Raw genomic sequence first — 19,401 nt, forward strand, 5'->3', positions numbered from 1 at the left:
TTATGACAGCAATTCGTTATGAATTTATTAAGACATGTAAACAAACGGGTGCCCGTTTAGGTCGTGTGCATACGCCGCACGGTTCATTTGATACACCAACATTTATGCCAGTTGGTACACTTGCAACAGTTAAGACAATGTCACCAGAAGAATTAAAAGCAATGGATTCTGGCATTATTTTAAGTAATACGTATCATTTATGGCTACGTCCAGGTCATGAAATTATTCGTGAAGCAGGCGGTTTGCATAAATTTATGAACTGGGATCGTGCAATCTTAACAGATTCTGGTGGTTTCCAAGTATTCAGTTTAAGTGACTTCCGTCGTATTGAAGAGGAAGGCGTTCACTTCCGTAATCACTTAAATGGAGATAAATTATTCTTATCACCAGAAAAAGCGATGGAAATCCAAAATGCATTAGGTTCAGATATTATGATGGCATTTGATGAGTGTCCACCATTCCCAGCTACTTTTGAATATATGAAGAAATCTGTAGAGCGTACGAGCCGCTGGGCAGAACGTTGCTTAAAAGCGCATGAACGTCCGCAAGATCAAGGTTTATTCGGTATTGTACAGGGGGGAGAGTACGAAGAGCTTCGTCGTCAAAGTGCGAAAGATCTTGTTTCAATGGACTTCCCTGGTTACGCTGTAGGTGGTTTATCTGTAGGTGAACCGAAAGATATTATGAACCGTGTACTTGAGTTTACAACACCACTTCTTCCAGATAATAAGCCTCGTTACTTAATGGGGGTAGGTTCTCCTGACTCGTTAATCGATGGCGCAATTCGTGGTATTGATATGTTTGACTGCGTACTTCCAACTCGTATCGCTCGAAATGGTACATGTATGACAAGTGAAGGTCGCCTCGTTGTAAAAAATGCGAAATTCGCAAGAGACTTCGGTCCGCTTGATCCAAACTGTGATTGCTACACATGTAAAAACTACTCTCGTGCGTACATTCGTCACTTAATGAAATGTGATGAAACGTTCGGAATTCGTTTAACGTCTTATCACAACCTTCATTTTCTGTTAAACTTAATGGAGCAGGTGAGACAAGCTATTCGTGAAGACCGTCTTGGCGATTTCCGCGAAGAGTTCTTTGAACAGTATGGCTTTAATAAACCGAATGCTAAAAACTTCTAATACATAATTTAAAAGGAGGAACAAAAGATGAATGCAGGTATGATGAATATCGTTATGATCGTTGCGATGTTTGCGATTTTCTATTTCTTATTAATTCGCCCGCAACAAAAACGTCAAAAAGCAGTTGCTCAAATGCAAAGTGAGTTAGCAAAAGGTGATGCTATCGTAACAATCGGTGGTTTACACGGTACAATCGAATCAGTAGATGAGACGAAAATTGTTATTAAATCTGGTGGTTCACACTTAACGTTCGATCGCAATGCGATTCGTGAAGTTGTGAAAAACTAATTTGGAAGGCCCTGCATGAAATATGCAGGGCCTTTTTTAGTTACTTTGCTTTGACATATTTACACCGAAAATACCACCGAGTGTACTCGCCCCCATTAATGCTAATTGATAAAGTAATTGTGAGTTCGATAAAGTTTGAGAAAAGCCTAAATAGTTAACTAGAAAAACGAGTATAGTGAACGTGAGACCTGTTGTGAGACCTACTAGCCAACCTTTTCCTTGAGCCTTTTTGCCGGCAGTAAATCCAGACATAAGCATAGATAAAAGAGCGAGTATAAAAATAGTAACGGTTAATGTCCCTTCGTTTATATTCGTAAACTTTAATAAAAGAGCCATAATCATGCTAGTAATAGATGCGAGAATTAGTAGTGTAATAATACCGAAGCAAATTGCAGTTGATAATTTTTTCGTTCTATCCATTTGTGCATTCCCCCTTTTTAATACAAGCATATTTTCCTTTTGTCTAAGTTAGACTAGTTTCTTTTTTATAGGGGAGTCTATACGTAAAAAAGGAGATGTAGAAATGGAATGGATATCAATAATTGGACGGACAATGCTTTTGTATATCATCATCTTAATTATTTTTCGTCTTATGGGTAAACGTGAGATAGGAGAGCTAAGTGTATTAGATTTAGTCGTATTTATTATGCTTGGAGAAATGGCTGTAGTGGCAATTGAAAATACCGATAAATCACTTTGGCATCAATTAGTTCCGATGACTTTTCTTATGTGCATCCAAATTATTTTGTCAGTCATTTCCCTAAAGTATCAACGCTTTCGGCATTTAATAGAAGGTGAGCCGGCTATTCTTGTAAACGCGGGAAAGATTGATGAAAAGAAGATGAGAAAGCAACGTTATAATATAGATGATTTAATGATGCAATTAAGGGAACAAGGAGTTGGAGATATTCGGGATGTAGAATATGCTATTTTGGAACCGTCTGGGAAGTTATCTGTCTTTCAAAAACAAAAAAATAAACAAGATACATTGCAGTTTACGCTTCCTCTTATTATTGATGGAGAAATTCAATCTAGTCATTTACAAATGATTGAACATACAGATGCATGGCTTATTGAGAAATTAAAAAACTTAGGTTATAACGATGTAACACAAATTTTATACTGTAGTTTTCAAAACGGAAAATTTTTTGTTGATGTAAAAGAAGATTAGAGATTTATCCTTTGAAAGAGTAAGAATGATTAGTTTAACTAATAATCAGTGGAGATTACCCCACTGATTAAAGTTTCAACTTATTTCAAAAATGAAAGTTTACGAATGATAGGGAGACGACTTAACTCTTCTTTTCGAATGAGTTTGAAAGTGAAGAGAAGTACGATATAAACAATTGTTGTTAAAGTGATTTCCCATAATGTTTGTATGCCAAGGGCATGAGAGAAAATAATATATTTATGAAGATAAAAACCGAAGGCGCCCGCGATACCGATGGCGAGTCCACCGAAAATATAGTCTTTTGCGTAAATGGTAAATGTAATCTTTTTTAAAACAGTAGCGTAGTGAAGAAATGTTACTGTTACAATATTTGCAGCAATAGCGAGAGCAACCCCCATCATTTGAAATTCTGGCCTTGATGCTAGTACAAAAATAACGATTAATTTCACGATGGCACCAATAAATGTATTCATCATTGCAGCTCTTGCTAAGTTTAAAGCTTGCAAAACAGAGGTAAGTGGACTTTGGAAATAATGAAATAAAAAGCAAGGCGCAAGAAGTTGAATGAATGCTGTTGCACTGTCTGACCCATACATAAGAGTTAAAACAGGAGAAGCGAATACGTATAATATAACGACAGACCATCCGCCGGTAATTAATGAAATTCGAAGTGCTTGTTGTAAACGGTGCTCCACTAATTTATGTTGTCTTTTTGCCATTGCTTCACTAATAGAAGGGACGAGCGCTGTAGAGAGAGCGTATGTAATAAAGGCGGGTAGTGATAGAAGCGGGAATGCATAACCGTTTAATATACCGTATTGCTGAGTTGCAACAGAAGCAGCGACACCAGCAATTGCTAAGCTTTGCATAACGACAATAGGTTCAAAAAAATATGAAACGGAGCCGATTAAACGACTTCCTGTAGTTGGAAGGGCAATATCCATCAGAGAATAAAATGTCCCTTTGCTTTCCTTTACAGTAGTGAAAAATCCAGAGCGTATTGATAAATGTTTTTCTCGCTGAAATAACGTGAGTAAAAATAATAACGATGCAACTTCACCGAGAACAGCTGATAACATAGCGCCGGCTGCAGCGTATTCTATGCCGTAAGGTAAAAATAATTGAATGCATATAGCGATAATGGTAATGCGGACGACTTGTTCTAGAACTTGCGCATAAGCGCTAGGTTTCATGTTTTGTTTCCCTTGAAAATAACCACGCAAAACAGAAGAAACAGCAATAACAGGAACAACGGGCAAAATGGCCATTAATGGATAGTACGTTCTTTCGTCGGTTAATAATGTTTTTGCTAAAATAGGTGTGAGGAACATAATTCCGATTGTTAAAATGATACTAATAACGGATGTAACAGCTAGTGATACGGTTAATATTTTTTTAACTCTTTGTTTATCGTTCACAGCTTCCGCTTCTGCTACAAATTTTGCGATTGCGACAGGAAGACCAATTTGTGTCAATGTAATTGCTAAAATGAATGTAGGAACGGCCATCATATAAAGACCAACGCCTTCTTCTCCCAAAATACGTGCCATTACTATGCGGTTGATAAAGCCGAGTATTTTTGTAATAAAGCCGGCTATCATTAAAATAAATGCGCCTTTTAAAAAGCTTTGTCTCGTCATGTTCTTCTCCTACCTTCTCAAAATCAATGGAATGATTTACAATAATTTATATGCACGTACGAGACAAGAATGACAAGCATTTAAGAGAGTGAAATATGATAGTGCTCTTGAAAGTAGTTATTGCTGTCCATTAGAGCGGGAATAAAAGCGACTTTTCGTGCGAAATAAGAAGGAGATGTTATAGATGTTAGATAGAGAGGCTTTGGTAGAATCATACCGCGGACAGTTACAAGTCGTTTTAGAAAGTAAAGTAGAAGAGTTTCAAATGTTCGGCTACGACAGAGTGACAGATGATGACATTTGGAAGTTTCTTAAAGTGAAAAAGTGGAAGAAGATAGACAGCGATGTTAGATTGTATGAATTAGTTAATGACGTATTAACAGTAAGTGCTAATGAATATATGACATATTTAACTGTTGAAGCATATCAAGCGCCACTTTGGTCATTTGATGAATATGAAAATAAATAACCGACTGCAATTGGTTTGTTCTTCCTTTTGCAGTATAATGATAGGTATTGATAATCAGGAAATAATTATGTCTAAGATCATATATAAAGGAGGTAGTGAAGAGAGAAAACAAATAATGAAAGTGCAGGTATCGTGAAAACGTACCGGCACAGCTAGTGATGAGCTAGCAAAATTATAGAAAGGAAGTCTACTAACTAGACGTATGCACACGTGTAAAAGTGAATCGTAAGAGATTTATTTAAAGTGTTAGTAGCGGAAAGAGGGTACATATGGCAAAGCGTGGTACGAGAATTGCCGCCTTTTTCCTCATCGTTTTATTAATCGGTGGAGTAATTGGTGCGGCAGGAAAAGACATAGCAAAAGGAATTAGTCTAGGACTAGACCTTCGCGGTGGTTTTGAAATTCTGTATGAAGTAAAACCAGCCAAAAAAGGGGACAAAATCGATCGAGACGTACTTGTAAGTACAGTAGGTGCTCTTGAGAATCGTGTCAATGTTCTCGGTGTAAGTGAGCCGAACATTCAAATCGAAGGGCAAGATCGAATTCGTGTACAGCTTGCTGGTGTACAAGATCAGCAAAAAGCACGTGAAATGTTATCAACACAAGCGAAATTAACATTCCGTGATGTAGATGATAATCTTCTTATGGACGGAACGGATTTAAAAGGCGGCGGAGCGAAGCAAACATTTGATGAGCAAGGCCGTGCGAGCGTAGGTCTTACACTAAAGAGCGCTGAAAAATTCCGTGAAGTAACTGAAAAAATTTCAAAAATGCCACCACCAACGAATTTAATGGTAATTTGGCTTGATTTTGAAGAAGGAAAAGATTCGTACAAAGCAGAATCTGCAAAACCGAATCCGAAGTTCTTATCAGCAGCAACAGTAAACCAAGTATTTAACCAAGCTGAAGTATCTATCGTAGGTGGAAACTTCACAGTTGAAAGTGCGAAACAACTTTCATCTTTATTAAATGCAGGTGCACTTCCTGTTGATTTAAAAGAAATGTATTCAACATCTGTTGGAGCGAAGTTTGGTCAACAAGCGTTAGAGCAAACGATTTTCGCTAGTGCGATTGGTATCGCTCTTATTTTCTTATTTATGCTTGTATTCTACCGTTTACCAGGACTTGTAGCGGTTATTATGTTAGGTTTATACATTTTCGTTACATTACTTGTCTTTAACTGGATGCATGCAGTTCTTACGTTGCCAGGTATTGCGGCGTTAGTGCTCGGAGTAGGTATCGCAGTTGATGCGAATATTATTACGTACGAGAGACTGAAAGAAGAGTTGAAAATTGGTAAGTCCATGATGTCGGCATTCCGCGCTGGTAACCATCGTTCATTAGCAACAATTCTAGATGCAAACGTTACAACTCTTGCGGCAGCTGGTGTGTTATTCGTTTATGGTAATAGCTCTGTAAAAGGATTCGCAACAAGTTTAATCGTAAGTATTTTAGTTGGTTTTATTACGAACGTATTCGGTACTCGTTTCTTACTAGGTTTACTTGTAAAGAGCCGTTACTTTGATAAAAAACCAGGATATTTTGGTGTGAAACAAAAGGATATTATTCCATTAACAAAAGGTGTAGTACATCCGCCAACGAGATTTGATCGTATTAACTTCGTAAATATCGGTCATAAATTCCTTATCTTCTCGATTGTAGTTGTAATTGCGGGTGCAATTATCTTACCAATTTTCAAATTGAATCTTGGTATTGACTTTGCGAGTGGTACACGTATTGACTTGCAATCAAAACAAGCTGTTACGGTGTCTGATGTTCATAAAGATTTTAAAGAATTGAACATTGATGTGAAGGAAGAAAATATTGTACCGACTGGAGATGACAATAAAGGTTTCGCAGTTCGTACATTAGGTGTTTTATCAAAAGATGAAATTGCGAAAACAAAAACATTCTTCCACGATAAATATGGTACAGATCCAAACATCAGTACAGTTTCACCGACAATCGGTAAAGAAATTGCACGAAATGCATTTATCGCTGTACTGATTGCTTCTGCGGTTATCATTTTATACGTAAGTATTCGATTCCGATTTACGTATGCGTTATCTGCAGTGCTTGCATTATTACATGACGCTTTCGTTATGGTTGTTATGTTTAGTATTTTCCAATTAGAGGTAGACTTAACGTTTATCGCTGCAGTGTTAACAATCATCGGTTATTCTATTAATGACTCGATTGTTACATTTGATAGAAACCGTGAATTATACAAACAGAAAAAACGAGTGCGCGATATAAAAGATCTAGAAGAAATCGTAAATGCAAGTATTCGCCAAACGCTTGGTCGCTCGATTAACACCGTATTAACAGTGTTATTCCCAGTAATTGCACTGCTTATCTTCGGTAGTGAGTCACTACGTAACTTCTCGTTTGCGTTACTTGTTGGATTAATTGTAGGTACGTACTCTTCTGTTTTCGTTGCCTCTCAAATTTGGTTAATGCTTGAAAACCGTCGTTTGAAAAAGGGAAAAAACAAGAAGAAGGTTGAGAAAGTAGAATCTGAACCGCAAGTATAGAAAAGATGATGTCTCTTTATGAGGCATCTCTTTTTTCGTTTGTGGATACAATAAGATAGCAACTTTTTAACAGAAAGAAGATGGAAGAAAGTGGTGGTGTTATCGCTGTTTTTGTTAAAATAAAAAGATAGGTTAAGAAAAGAAGGGATTTTAATTATGGAAAAAGATGAACGTTTTAAACAGGCCGAGTTTGGTGCTATTGTCGGGATCGTTGGTAATATTATATTAGCGATTGTAAAGGCGGTAATTGGTTATATTGGGAACAGTAAAGCGTTATTAGCGGATGCCGTGCATTCTGCATCAGATGTAATAGGTTCGCTAGCTGTACTTTTTGGACTGCGAGCGGCAAAGCAGCCACCTGATGAGGATCATCCGTATGGTCATGGTAAAGCGGAATCGATTTCAGCGATTATTGTTGCGGTATTATTATTTATTGTGGGACTTGAAATCGCGATTTCGTCTATAAAAGCTTTTTCGCAAGAACTAGAACCGCCGAAAGGAATTACGATATTTGCTGTTGTTCTTTCAATCGTCGTGAAAGAAGGAATGTTTCAATATAAATTCCGATTAGGGAAAAGAGTAAACAGTGATGCAATTATTGCAAATGCATATGAGCACCGTTCGGATGTATTTTCTTCAATTGCAGCTTTAATCGGTATTTGTGCAGCTATAATCGGTGGTAAGTTTGGTATAGACTGGCTCGTATATGCTGATCCGATTGCAGGATTAGTTGTTTCACTTCTTGTTGTAAAAATGGCATGGAGCATTGGAGCGGAAGCAATTCATGCAACGCTTGACCATGTTCTTCATGAGGAGGATGTTATTCCGCTTAGAGAGGCCGTTCTTCAAGTAGATGGTGTGAAAAAAATTGGTTCTTTATATGCACGGGAGCATGGTCATTATGTTATTGTCGATATTAAAGTGTCTGTAGATCCATACATTACCGTAGAAGAAGGACACCGTATTGGAAAACATGTGAAAGAAATACTTATGAAACAAGATAATGTACAAAATGTATTCGTACATATAAATCCGTATTCTCCAAATTAAACATCATTAACATTTTAGTATATAGATATTGCATCGTAGTTTGCATTATATTGTCACCCCTTAATCTGTCTTGTATAATGAACAGGTTAAGGGGTGATTTCGTGTTACAACCGAAGACGCGTTGGAAAGAAAAAGAATATAATGACGAGCGAGTGAGTGAATTAGCAAGTAAATTACAGTTATCGCAACTTGTCGTTTCATTATTCCTCGGTAGAGGACTAGATACAGAAGATAAGATTTTAGATTTTTTAAATACAGAAAATCAAGAATTTCATGATCCATTTTTATTAGAAGGAATGGATAGAACGGTAGAACGTGTAAATAAGGCGATTCAAAATGGAGAGCAAATATTAATATTTGGTGATTATGATGCGGACGGAGTAAGTAGTACGACGGTTTTATATCTTGCTCTTCAAGAATTAGGTGCAGAAGTAGAATTTTACATTCCAAATCGTTTTACAGAAGGGTATGGACCGAACGAAGAAGCATTTCGTTGGGCGCATAGTGCAGGTTTCTCACTGATTATTACTGTCGACACTGGCATCGCAGCAGTACATGAAGCGAATGTAGCGAAAGAGCTTGGAATAGATCTAATTATTACAGATCACCATGAGCCACCGCCAGAATTGCCAGAAGCGCTTGCGATTATACATCCGAAATTAGAAGGTGGCGTATATCCGTTTCACTATTTAGCTGGTGTAGGTGTTGCGTTTAAAGTTGCGCATGCACTATTAGGCCGTGTACCAGAACATTTATTAGAGATTGCAGTAATCGGTACAGTAGCCGATTTAGTATCACTTCATGGTGAAAATAGGTTGCTAGTGAAACGCGGTTTAAAACATATGCGTATGACGAGAAATATTGGTTTGAAGGCATTGTTTAAAGTTGCTAACGTTTCGCAAAGTGAAATTACAGAAGAGAGTATTGGCTTCTCAATTGCACCTCGTATTAATGCGGTTGGGCGTTTAGAAGATGCTGCGCCGGCTGTACACCTTTTATTATCAGATGATCCAGAGGAAGCGAAAGAGTTGGCCGAAGAAATTGATGAGCTGAACAAACTGCGAAAAGATATTGTAAAGCAAATTACAGAAGAAGCTATCGCTGAAGTTGAAAATAACTTCCCGCCAGAAGAAAACAAAGTATTAGTACTTGCAAAAGAAGGCTGGAACCCAGGGGTAATTGGAATTGTTGCTTCTAAATTAGTTGAACGTTTTTATCGTCCGACGATTGTATTAAGCATCGATCCTATAAAAGAAACAGCAAAAGGCTCAGCACGTAGTATTGCAGGATTTGATTTGTTTGCAAACTTATCAGATTGTAGAGAGTTATTGCCACACTTCGGAGGGCATCCGATGGCAGCGGGAATGACGCTACATATGAATGATGTAGATGAATTACGTCGCCGATTAAATGAACAAGCAGATGCGATTTTAACAGAAGAAGATTTTATTCCAATTACAGCAGTTGATGTTTTTTGCAAAGTAGAGGATGTAACGCTAGCGGCAATTGAAGATATGCAAAAACTAGCCCCGTTTGGTATTGGAAATCCGAAACCACGTATTGCAGTAAAAGATGCAGAGTTAGAAAGCATTCGCGCAATCGGATCAGATGGTTCTCATTTAAAAATGGCTCTTCGTGATGGACAAGCAACACTGGATACAATTGGATTTGGTTTTGGTGCATATGCGAAAGAAATCTCTCCAGTTGCAAAAGTATCTGTAATAGGAGAAGCATCCATCAATGAATGGAATAATTTTAAGAAGCCACAACTAATGGTACAAGATATTGCTGTAGAGGCGTGGCAATTATTTGATTGGCGTAGTATGCGTAATGCAGAAGCAAATTTAGCAGAACTTCCGAAAGAAAAAATAACAATGGTGTATTTTTCTGAAGAGGTATTGAATAAATTTTCTTTAGAGAGCTATAAAGAAAAGCTCATGCATGCTTCAGAAGTAACGCATTTAGATGATCAATATATCGTGTTACTTGATTTACCAAAAGGAACAGATGAATTACGTGAGCTATTTAAGGCAGGATTCCCAGCGCGAATTTATACGCTATTTTATCAAGAGAATAACCACTTATTTAGTACAGTTCCGACGAGAGAACACTTTAAATGGTACTATTCTTTCTTAAGCCAAAAAACACCATTTTCTTTAAGACAATATGGAGAACAACTATGTCGTCATAAAGGTTGGTCAAAAGATACAGTAAATTTTATGACACAGGTGTTTTTTGAGTTAGAATTTGTTACAATAAAAGATGGCGTCATTTTTATGGCAGACAAAAAACAAAAGCGTGATTTAATTGAATCGAACACATATCGTGAGAAAATGAACCACTTACAATTAGAAAAAGAATTGGTTTATAGCACATATCAGCAACTATATACATGGTTTGAAACGATTCGTAATCATAAAGAAGTAGAACAGTTAGGGTAAAGGATTTGTATTTACAAACCTTTTAGATCTGAGGAGGATTCAGAAATATGGATTTCAAGCAACATATCGCAATTGTACCGGATTATCCGAAAGAAGGTATTGTGTTTAAAGACATTACACCTTTAATGAATGACGGTAAAGCATACAAAGCAGCAACAGATGCAATCGTTGAATACGCAAAAGAAAGAGATATCGATGTTGTAGTAGGACCAGAAGCTCGTGGTTTCATTATCGGTTGTCCAGTTTCTTATGCGTTAGAAGTAGGATTTGCGCCAGTTCGTAAATTAGGAAAATTACCACGTGAAGTAATTACAGTTGACTACGGTAAAGAATATGGTAAAGATGTTTTAACAATCCATAAAGATGCAATTAAGCCAGGTCAACGCGTATTAATTACAGATGACCTATTAGCTACAGGTGGAACTATCGAAGCGACAATTAAGCTAGTTGAAGAACTTGGCGGAGTTGTAGCAGGGATTGCATTCTTAGTAGAGCTTACTTACTTAGATGGTCGTAAAATGTTAGATGGTTACGATGTATTAGTATTAGAAAAATACTAATCACTATATAGGTAAAACTACGGTGATAAAAAGTACCCGTGAATCTCTTGGAGAGGAGCGGGTACTTTTGTATAATTGAACAAAAAATCATGGTGAAATGTCAGTAAAATCTTTTCCTTTTCACAATTCACAATCATTGGGTTATAATGATAGAATATAATTTATTCTATTAAATAAAGATAAAGTCAATTTTCAATAAAAGGTGATTCGATGGCAAATGAGCAGGTACTAACAGCTGAACAGGTACTCGAGAAAGCAAGTCAATATTTAGTGGATGAAGATATTGAGCTAGTAGCACGTGCCTATGAATATGCACGCGATGCGCATAGCGAACAATACAGAAAATCGGGTGAACCGTATATTATTCATCCAATTCAAGTTGCAGGTATTTTAGTTGATTTACACATGGATCCAGCTACGGTATCAGCAGGTTTCTTACATGATGTAGTGGAAGATACAGAGATTACGTTAGAAGATATTGAACGGGAATTTAACAAAGAAATTGCTATGCTTGTTGATGGTGTTACGAAGCTTGGGAAGATCAAATATAAATCTCACGAACAACAACAAGCAGAAAACCATCGCAAAATGTTTATTGCAATGGCTCAAGATATTCGAGTTATTTTAATTAAACTAGCTGATCGTCTTCATAACATGCGTACATTGAAACATTTGCCTCAAGAGAAGCAGCGTCGCATAGCGAATGAAACGCTAGAAATCTTTGCACCTTTAGCACATAGACTCGGAATTAGTACTATTAAATGGGAGCTAGAGGATACGTCACTTCGCTATTTAAATCCACAACAATATTATCGTATTGTAAATTTAATGAAGCGTAAACGTGCAGAACGTGAAGAATACTTAGACGAAGTAATGACTGGTATTCGTGAGAAATTAAAAGAAGTTGCAATTCAACCTGAGATCTCTGGAAGACCGAAACATATTTACAGTATTTATCGTAAAATGGCACTGCAAAATAAACAGTTCAATGAAATTTACGATTTATTAGCTGTACGTGTCGTTGTAAATAGTATTAAAGATTGTTATGCAGTGCTTGGAATTATTCATACGTGTTGGAAGCCGATGCCAGGTCGTTTTAAAGATTATATTGCAATGCCAAAAGCAAATCTATATCAATCTCTTCATACGACTGTAATTGGACCGAAAGGTGATCCACTTGAAGTGCAAATTCGTACGAAAGAAATGCACGAAATTGCAGAATTCGGGATCGCGGCACACTGGGCATACAAAGAAGGAAAAACAGCAGAAACAACAGGTACATTAGAGAAGAAACTCACGTGGTTCCGTCAAATATTAGAATGGCAAAATGAAGCTTCTAATGCAGAAGAATTTATGGAGTCATTAAAAATTGATTTATTCTCTGACATGGTATTCGTCTTTACACCGAAAGGCGATGTAATGGAATTACCACTTGGATCGGTTCCAATTGATTTCGCGTATCGTGTCCATTCGGAAATTGGGAATAAAACAATTGGTGCAAAAGTAAACGGGAAAATGGTGACGCTGGATTATAAATTAAAAACCGGCGATATCATTGAAATTTTAACGTCGAAACATTCATATGGCCCAAGTCAAGATTGGGTAAAACTTGCTCAAACATCTCATGCGAAAAATAAAATTCGTCAATTCTTTAAGAAACAACGTAGAGACGAAAATATTGAAAAAGGCCGTGAACTTGTTGAAAAGGAAGTACGTGGTCTAGAGTATGAGATGAAAGAAGTATTAGCGCCTGATAACTTAAAACGCGTCGCTGAGAAATTTAACTTTGCAAATGAAGAAGATATGTTTGCAGCAGTTGGATATAGCGGAATTACAGCTTCGCAAATTGTTACGCGACTAACGGACAAGTTCCGCAAGCAACGCGAAGAAGAAGAAATTGTTGAAGTCAAAGAAGTTCGTAAACCGATGAAAATTCGAAAATGGGATTCTGGTGTAAAGGTAAGCGGTGCTGATAATTTATTAATCCGTTTATCGAAATGCTGTAACCCAGTTCCGGGTGATGATATCGTTGGGTATATTACGAAAGGCCGAGGTGTATCGATTCACCGCCGTGATTGTGTAAATGTTCATACAGAAGAAGCGATAGAACGTTTATTAGAAGTTGAGTGGGAAGGTAGCCCTGAAAAAGAAATAGAGTATAACGTTGATATTGAAATTTCAGGTTACGATCGCCGCGGTTTATTAAATGAAGTACTGCAAGCTGTTACAGAGACGAAAACATACATTTCAGCTGTTTCTGGTAGAAGTGACCGTAATAAGATGGCAACAATTAATATGTCAATCTCGATTCGTAACTTACAACACTTGAAAAAAGTAGTAGAACGCATTAAACGCGTTCCAGAAATTTATGCAGTACGACGCATGATGCATTAATAGGGAGTGTAGAAAGATGAGAGTTGTTTTACAACGATCAAAGAAAGCGTCTGTCACAGTAGACGGTGAGATCGTAGGACAAATTCCGTTCGGTTTAACATTACTAGTTGGCATTACGCACGAAGATACAGAAAAAGATGCAACTTACATTGCGGAAAAAATTGCAAACTTACGTATTTTTGAAGATGAGAGCGGAAAGATGAATCATTCTGTACTTGATGTAGAAGGACAAGTTCTATCTATTTCGCAATTCACATTATACGGAGATTGCCGCAAGGGAAGACGTCCAAACTTTATGGATGCTGCGAAACCTGATTATGCAGAGCGTTTATACGATTTCTTTAATGAAGAAGTTCGTAAACAAGGATTACATGTGGAAACAGGGAAGTTCGGAGCAATGATGGATGTTTCTTTAATCAATGATGGTCCGGTGACCTTAATTGTAGAAAGTAAATAGTGTTGATAAAAAAGAGAGGGTTATATAATCCTCTCTTTTTTATACATTGTTGTATGTTTTGTTCATTTATTTGGAATTAATAGCAGTTTCGGTTATGTATAACTCTTTCATCAATATGGAACAATAAAAAGTAAAACATCCATATTGAATGTGAGGGATATACGTATGCGTATGAATGAAAAAGGGCATTCTGTTACAAATGGTGCAAATCAACTATTTAACGTGAATTTTCATGATTTTATTTCAAAAGAGCAAAACAATACTTCAATGGAGCTTGCTTCCGAGTTTGGGATTTCTCTTCAAGATGTAAAGCGTTTAAAGAAGCAGATCGAACGTTCTTAGAGCACTTGACAATCCTACTTAACAAACGTATAGTAATTTTATATTTACATATGAATATAACCGTTGATAGAGAAGAGTAAATGAGACACACATGGAAAGAGAAGAAATGTCTTAGGCTGAAAACATTTCTACATGATGACTGATTGAATGACACTCTAGAGGTTTCAACTTGAACGGCATATACGCTTAGTAGGGATGAACGCACATTTAAGCGTTATTAAAAAAGTGGAAGCATACGTGCTTCAATTAGGGTGGCACCACGGGTATAATACTCTCGTCCCTACTGTTTAAACAGTAGAGGCGGGAGTTTTTTTATTTTTATTAAGATTAAAACAATTTGAGGAGGAACTGAATATGTCTATTCAAATCCCACGCGGAACGCAAGATATTCTTCCAGGCACTGTTGAGTTATGGCAGTATATCGAAGGGCAAGCACGCGAAATTTGCCGTCGTTACAATTATAAAGAAATTCGTACACCAATTTTTGAGCACACTGAGCTATTTTTACGCGGTGTTGGTGATACGACAGATATCGTACAAAAAGAAATGTACTCATTCCAAGATCGTGGAGAGCGTAGCTTAACATTACGTCCAGAAGGTACTGCACCTGTTGTACGTTCTTACGTTGAAAATAAAATGTTTGGTGATGCAACACAACCAACGAAATTATACTATATCGGTCAAATGTTCCGTTATGAAAGACCACAAGCAGGTCGCTATCGTCAATTCGTACAATTCGGTATCGAAGCAATCGGCAGTAATGACCCTGCAATTGATGCAGAAGTAATTGCACTTGCTGTTGAATTTTACCGCGGCATGGGCTTAAAAAATATTAAAGTTGTATTAAACAGTTTAGGTGACGCAGCGAGCCGTCAAGCACACCGTGATGCATTAATCGCACACTTTGAGCCACGTATCGGCGAATTCTGTTCTGACTGTCAATCTCGCTTAGAAAAGAATCCACTTCGAATTTTAGACTGTAAGAAGGACCGTAACCATGAATTAATGGGAACAGCACCATCTATTACAGAATACTTAAACGAAGATTCAGCAATATACTACGACAAAGTTCAAGAACTATTAACGATGATGGATGTTCCGTTTGAAAAAGATCCGAACTTAGTGCGTGGTTTAGACTACTACCAACACACTGTTTTTGAAATTATGAGTGAGGCAGAAGGTTTCGGTGCGATCACTACATTAAGCGGTGGTGGCCGTTATAACGGACTTGTACAAGAAATCGGTGGACCAGAAATGCCAGGTATCGGTTTTGCAATGAGTATTGAACGTTTAATTATGGCGCTAAAAGCTGAAAACATTGAATTACCACTTGAACATAGCATTGATTGTTACGTTGTGGCGCTTGGCGAAAAAGCGAAAGACCATGCTGCAAAAGTTGCGTTCGATCTTCGTAAAGCTGGATTGTCAGTTGAAAAAGATTATTTAGATCGCAAAATGAAAGCACAATTTAAATCAGCAGATCGTCTAAAGGCGAAATTTGTAGCTGTATTAGGAGAAGATGAGCTAGATAAAGGCATCATTAACTTAAAAGATATGGCAACAGGTGAACAAGAAGAAGTAGCGTTAGATGTATTTGCTTCATACGTAGCAGAGAAATTAATATAGGGGGAACTTACAGTGGCTGAAAGAACACATGCATGTGGAAAAGTAACAGTAGAAGCTGTTGGACAAACAGTTCAATTAAAAGGTTGGGTACAAAAACGCCGTGACTTAGGTGGATTAATCTTTATCGATTTACGTGACCGTACAGGTATCGTGCAAGTTGTATTTAACCCAGAAACATCAAAAGAAGCGTTAGAAGTAGCAGAAACAATTCGTAGCGAATACGTATTACACGTAGAAGGTACAGTTGTTGAACGTGGTGAAGGCGCAATTAATGACAATATGGCAACTGGTCGTATTGAAGTACAAGCAACAAAAGTAAATGTACTAAATGCAGCGAAAACAACGCCAATCATCATTGCTGATGATACAGATGCATCAGAAGATGTGCGTTTAAAATATCGTTATTTAGACTTACGTCGTCCAGTAATGTTTAACACATTCAAAATGCGTCATGACGTAACGAAAACAATTCGTAACTTCTTAGACACAGAAGAGTTCTTAGAAGTAGAAACACCAATTTTAACGAAAAGCACGCCAGAAGGAGCTCGTGACTATTTAGTACCAAGTCGTGTGCATGATGGTGAATTCTATGCACTACCACAGTCACCACAGTTATTTAAACAGCTTCTTATGGTCGGCGGATTTGAGCGTTACTATCAAGTAGCACGTTGTTTCCGTGATGAAGATTTACGTGCGGATCGTCAACCGGAATTCACGCAAATCGATATCGAAGCTTCATTCTTAACACAAGATGAAATTTTAGATATGATGGAGCGTATGATGACGAAAGTTATGAAGGATGCAAAAGGTGTAGAAGTTAGTGCACCATTCCCTCGTATGAAATATGCTGATGCAATGGCTCGCTACGGTTCTGATAAGCCAGATACACGCTTTGAAATGGAACTAACAGACTTATCTGAGTTTGCAGCAGGTTGTGGCTTTAAAGTGTTTACAAGTGCTGTAGAAAGCGGCGGACAAGTAAAAGCAATCAATGCAAAAGGTGCTGCAAGTAAATATTCTCGTAAAGACATCGATGCATTAACTGAATTCGTGAAAGTATACGGTGCAAAAGGTTTAGCTTGGCTTAAAGTTGAAGAAGACGGTTTAAAAGGACCGATTGCAAAATTCTTCGGTGAAGAAGATGCAAATGTGTTAATGAGCACATTAGAGGCTACTGCTGGCGACTTATTACTATTCGTAGCAGATAAGAAGAGCATTGTTGCAGATAGCTTAGGCGCACTTCGTTTACGTCTAGGTAAAGAGCTTGAGTTAATTGATGAAAGTAAATTTAACTTCCTATGGGTAACGGATTGGCCACTTCTTGAGTACGATGAAGATGCAGATCGTTACTTCGCAGCTCACCACCCATTCACAATGCCATTCCGTGAAGACGTTGAGTTACTAGAAACAGCACCAGAAAAAGCACGTGCACAAGCATATGACCTTGTATTAAACGGTTATGAGCTTGGTGGTGGATCACTTCGTATTTACGAGCGTGACGTACAAGAAAAAATGTTCAAAGCACTTGGATTCTCACAAGAAGAAGCGCAAGAGCAATTCGGATTCTTATTAGAAGCATTCGAATACGGTACACCACCACACGGCGGTATTGCATTAGGTTTAGATCGTCTTGTTATGCTGCTTGCAGGCCGTACGAACCTTCGTGATACAATTGCATTCCCGAAAACAGCAAGCGCAAGCTGCTTATTAACAGAAGCTCCAAGCCCAGTTGCAGAAGCACAGCTTGAAGAGTTAAACTTAAAATTAAGCTTAAAAGAAGAGAAGTAAGAATAGGGTCTAGATGGTTATACTATAACCGTCTAGACTTTTTTTGAGGGGTTGTTTAAAAAGTCCGGTTTAGATAACTGTCGCATCTCATCGTTGCTTCGCCAGTCCGGTGCTCGAGTAGTATTTTTCTACACTGCGCTCCTCCTGGCTTCAGCGCCTCGATCTGCTCGGTTCTCTAAATCCTCCTTTTTAAACGTGTATTGAAAGGAAGTTTAAAAAGTCCGGTTTAGATAACTGTCGCATCTCATCGTTGCTTCGCCAGTCCGGTGCTCGAGTAGTATTTCTACACTGCGCTCCTCCTGGCTTCAGCGCCTCGATCTGCTCGGTTCTCTAAATCCTCCTTTTTAAACGTGTATTTAGGAAGAAATGAAATTCTGGTCTATGTTTTCATTTTCGAAATATGTATTTTTAGGAATTCTATAACTTTTTCTATACAAATAGTCGGAAAAACGCTAGAATACATGGTAGACCATTTTTGTAATAGGAGTGTAGAGCTGAATGTTACATCAATTTTCACGTAATGAATTAGCCTTCGGTAAAGAAGGACTTGAAATATTAAAAAATAGTACAGTCGGTATTTTAGGAATTGGCGGCGTAGGCTCTTTTGCAGCTGAAGCGTTAGCACGTTCTGGCGTTGGACGTCTTGTATTAGTTGATAAAGACGTTGTAGATATTACAAACGTAAACCGTCAAATTCACGCTTTAGTATCTACTGTAGGACGTTCAAAAGTAGAATTAATGAAAGAGCGTATCGCAGACATTAATCCGGAATGTGAAGTAATTGGACTTGAAATGTTTTATACAGATGAAACATATGAAGAGTTCTTTAAGCACGGTTTGGATTTCGTAGTGGATGCATCTGATACGATTACGTTCAAAATTCATTTAATTAAACAATGTTTACGTCGTAAAATTAAAATTATCTCCAGTATGGGTGCAGCAAATAAAATGGACCCAACTCGTTTCCGTATTGCGGACATCTCTAAAACACATACAGATCCAATTGCGAAAGTCATTCGTACGAAGCTTCGTAAAGAGGGGATTAAAAAAGGTGTAAAAGTTGTCTTCTCTGACGAAAACCCAATCGTAATTCGTGAAGAGGTACGTAAAGAAATTGTACCAGACGAAAATGCAAAAATTCGTAAGGCGAAATTACCGCCTTCATCAAATGCATTCGTACCATCTGTGGCAGGCTTAATTATGGCAAGTCACGTTGTACGTGAACGTATTAAAAATGTAGAAGTGAAACGTGTAGGGCAAGAATAAAAGAAAAGCATATATCCATTTTGGATATATGCTTTTTTATCTCTTTCGGCAAGAAAACTCCATCTGATTTGTGTTACGGGTGAAAATCAACAATTCAGGTGGAGATGAGTTGCCGTAAGAAGGTAGACCAAACACCTTTGTTTCGTTCATAACAATTTCTTGAGGGCGAATATTTGTTTCTTTTTGTCTTATGATATAATCTGCCCTTAGATAAGGAGGGAATATATCGTAAG

At 37.6% G+C, this 19,401-nt stretch carries 16 protein-coding genes and 1 other annotated feature; of the genes, 14 read left to right on the top strand and 2 right to left on the bottom strand.

The genetic code is table 11. From position 1 onward, the window contains the following. Nucleotides 1-2: 2 nt before the first annotated feature. Nucleotides 3-1,142, top strand: coding sequence for a tRNA guanosine(34) transglycosylase Tgt (tgt, locus tag B9A45_RS07230; RefSeq protein ID WP_000125365.1), 1,140 nt, complete (start codon nt 3-5; stop codon nt 1,140-1,142). Between the two features lie 27 nt (nt 1,143-1,169). Beyond that, entirely contained in the window at nt 1,170-1,430 is a 261-nt protein-coding gene (yajC, locus tag B9A45_RS07235) for a preprotein translocase subunit YajC (RefSeq protein ID WP_000991115.1), read from the top strand. A gap of 36 nt (nt 1,431-1,466) precedes the next feature. Here the strand turns inward: yajC and B9A45_RS07240 are convergent, their stop codons facing one another. Beyond that, the gene (locus tag B9A45_RS07240) at nt 1,467-1,850 is read right to left on the bottom strand and encodes a TIGR04086 family membrane protein (RefSeq protein ID WP_084063962.1); all 384 of its coding nucleotides are present in this window, start codon (nt 1,848-1,850) and stop codon (nt 1,467-1,469) included. Nucleotides 1,851-1,953: 103 nt separating this feature from the next. Between B9A45_RS07240 and B9A45_RS07245 the strand changes: the two genes are divergently transcribed. Continuing rightward, complete coding sequence (locus tag B9A45_RS07245) at nt 1,954-2,601, top strand: DUF421 domain-containing protein (RefSeq protein WP_000454817.1); 648 nt, start codon at nt 1,954-1,956, stop codon at nt 2,599-2,601. 80 nt (nt 2,602-2,681) lie between these two features. Here B9A45_RS07245 and spoVB read toward each other — a convergent pair whose 3' ends face one another. Continuing rightward, nucleotides 2,682-4,241 (bottom strand): stage V sporulation protein B, encoded by a 1,560-nt coding sequence (spoVB, locus tag B9A45_RS07250; RefSeq protein ID WP_000198300.1) that lies wholly within the window; start codon nt 4,239-4,241, stop codon nt 2,682-2,684. A gap of 184 nt (nt 4,242-4,425) precedes the next feature. Here spoVB and B9A45_RS07255 point away from each other — a divergent pair, with 184 nt between their 5' ends. From B9A45_RS07255 to B9A45_RS07310, 11 genes are all read left to right on the top strand, one after another. Continuing rightward, nucleotides 4,426-4,710: a post-transcriptional regulator gene (locus B9A45_RS07255; RefSeq protein ID WP_000886978.1), complete on the top strand. Its 285-nt coding sequence runs from the start codon at nt 4,426-4,428 to the stop codon at nt 4,708-4,710. 269 nt (nt 4,711-4,979) lie between these two features. Next, complete coding sequence (secDF, locus tag B9A45_RS07260) at nt 4,980-7,244, top strand: protein translocase subunit SecDF (protein ID WP_001119065.1); 2,265 nt, start codon at nt 4,980-4,982, stop codon at nt 7,242-7,244. Nucleotides 7,245-7,400: 156 nt separating this feature from the next. Beyond that, nucleotides 7,401-8,294, top strand: a complete 894-nt coding sequence (locus B9A45_RS07265) for a cation diffusion facilitator family transporter (protein ID WP_000409741.1) — start codon at nt 7,401-7,403, stop codon at nt 8,292-8,294. Nucleotides 8,295-8,395: 101 nt separating this feature from the next. Further along, nucleotides 8,396-10,735 carry a single-stranded-DNA-specific exonuclease RecJ gene (gene recJ / locus B9A45_RS07270; RefSeq protein ID WP_084063963.1) on the top strand — a complete coding sequence of 780 codons (2,340 nt, stop codon included), beginning with the start codon at nt 8,396-8,398 and terminating at the stop codon, nt 10,733-10,735. Nucleotides 10,736-10,782: 47 nt separating this feature from the next. Next, complete coding sequence (locus B9A45_RS07275) at nt 10,783-11,295, top strand: adenine phosphoribosyltransferase (protein WP_000346215.1); 513 nt, start codon at nt 10,783-10,785, stop codon at nt 11,293-11,295. A 210-nt stretch (nt 11,296-11,505) separates the two neighbouring features. Further along, on the top strand, nt 11,506-13,689 hold the full coding sequence (relA, locus tag B9A45_RS07280) for a GTP diphosphokinase (RefSeq protein WP_001262811.1): 2,184 nt from the start codon (nt 11,506-11,508) through the stop codon (nt 13,687-13,689). Nucleotides 13,690-13,705: 16 nt separating this feature from the next. Then, nucleotides 13,706-14,146, top strand: a complete 441-nt coding sequence (locus B9A45_RS07285) for a D-tyrosyl-tRNA(Tyr) deacylase (RefSeq protein ID WP_001266965.1) — start codon at nt 13,706-13,708, stop codon at nt 14,144-14,146. Between the two features lie 165 nt (nt 14,147-14,311). Next, entirely contained in the window at nt 14,312-14,488 is a 177-nt protein-coding gene (locus tag B9A45_RS32125; protein ID WP_001242605.1) for a hypothetical protein, read from the top strand. Nucleotides 14,489-14,542: 54 nt separating this feature from the next. Further along, nucleotides 14,543-14,773: a binding site (T-box leader), on the top strand. 69 nt (nt 14,774-14,842) lie between these two features. Then, complete coding sequence (gene hisS / locus B9A45_RS07295) at nt 14,843-16,114, top strand: histidine--tRNA ligase (RefSeq protein ID WP_000027081.1); 1,272 nt, start codon at nt 14,843-14,845, stop codon at nt 16,112-16,114. Nucleotides 16,115-16,126: 12 nt separating this feature from the next. Next, nucleotides 16,127-17,902: an aspartate--tRNA ligase gene (gene aspS, locus B9A45_RS07300; RefSeq protein ID WP_084063964.1), complete on the top strand. Its 1,776-nt coding sequence runs from the start codon at nt 16,127-16,129 to the stop codon at nt 17,900-17,902. Nucleotides 17,903-18,400: 498 nt separating this feature from the next. Beyond that, on the top strand, nt 18,401-19,168 hold the full coding sequence (locus B9A45_RS07310; protein ID WP_000903177.1) for a tRNA threonylcarbamoyladenosine dehydratase: 768 nt from the start codon (nt 18,401-18,403) through the stop codon (nt 19,166-19,168). The last annotated feature ends 233 nt before the right edge of the window (nt 19,169-19,401 follow it).

The organism is Bacillus sp. JKS001846, assembly GCF_900176455.1.
Classification (GTDB): Bacteria; Bacillota; Bacilli; order Bacillales; family Bacillaceae_G; genus Bacillus_A; species Bacillus_A cereus.

What these genes read in the sequence shown, in the direction of transcription:
- B9A45_RS07285 (WP_001266965.1), top strand. Translation starts at nt 13,706, where the DNA reads ATGAGAGTTGTTTTACAACGATCAAAGAAAGCGTCTGTCACAGTAGAC.
- B9A45_RS07265 (WP_000409741.1), top strand. Translation starts at nt 7,401, where the DNA reads ATGGAAAAAGATGAACGTTTTAAACAGGCCGAGTTTGGTGCTATTGTC.
- B9A45_RS07310 (WP_000903177.1), top strand. Translation starts at nt 18,401, where the DNA reads ATGTTACATCAATTTTCACGTAATGAATTAGCCTTCGGTAAAGAAGGA.
- spoVB (WP_000198300.1), bottom strand. Translation starts at nt 4,241, where the DNA reads ATGACGAGACAAAGCTTTTTAAAAGGCGCATTTATTTTAATGATAGCC.
- B9A45_RS07275 (WP_000346215.1), top strand. Translation starts at nt 10,783, where the DNA reads ATGGATTTCAAGCAACATATCGCAATTGTACCGGATTATCCGAAAGAA.
- secDF (WP_001119065.1), top strand. Translation starts at nt 4,980, where the DNA reads ATGGCAAAGCGTGGTACGAGAATTGCCGCCTTTTTCCTCATCGTTTTA.
- B9A45_RS07245 (WP_000454817.1), top strand. Translation starts at nt 1,954, where the DNA reads ATGGAATGGATATCAATAATTGGACGGACAATGCTTTTGTATATCATC.
- B9A45_RS32125 (WP_001242605.1), top strand. Translation starts at nt 14,312, where the DNA reads ATGCGTATGAATGAAAAAGGGCATTCTGTTACAAATGGTGCAAATCAA.
- B9A45_RS07255 (WP_000886978.1), top strand. Translation starts at nt 4,426, where the DNA reads ATGTTAGATAGAGAGGCTTTGGTAGAATCATACCGCGGACAGTTACAA.
- relA (WP_001262811.1), top strand. Translation starts at nt 11,506, where the DNA reads ATGGCAAATGAGCAGGTACTAACAGCTGAACAGGTACTCGAGAAAGCA.
- B9A45_RS07240 (WP_084063962.1), bottom strand. Translation starts at nt 1,850, where the DNA reads ATGGATAGAACGAAAAAATTATCAACTGCAATTTGCTTCGGTATTATT.
- hisS (WP_000027081.1), top strand. Translation starts at nt 14,843, where the DNA reads ATGTCTATTCAAATCCCACGCGGAACGCAAGATATTCTTCCAGGCACT.
- yajC (WP_000991115.1), top strand. Translation starts at nt 1,170, where the DNA reads ATGAATGCAGGTATGATGAATATCGTTATGATCGTTGCGATGTTTGCG.
- tgt (WP_000125365.1), top strand. Translation starts at nt 3, where the DNA reads ATGACAGCAATTCGTTATGAATTTATTAAGACATGTAAACAAACGGGT.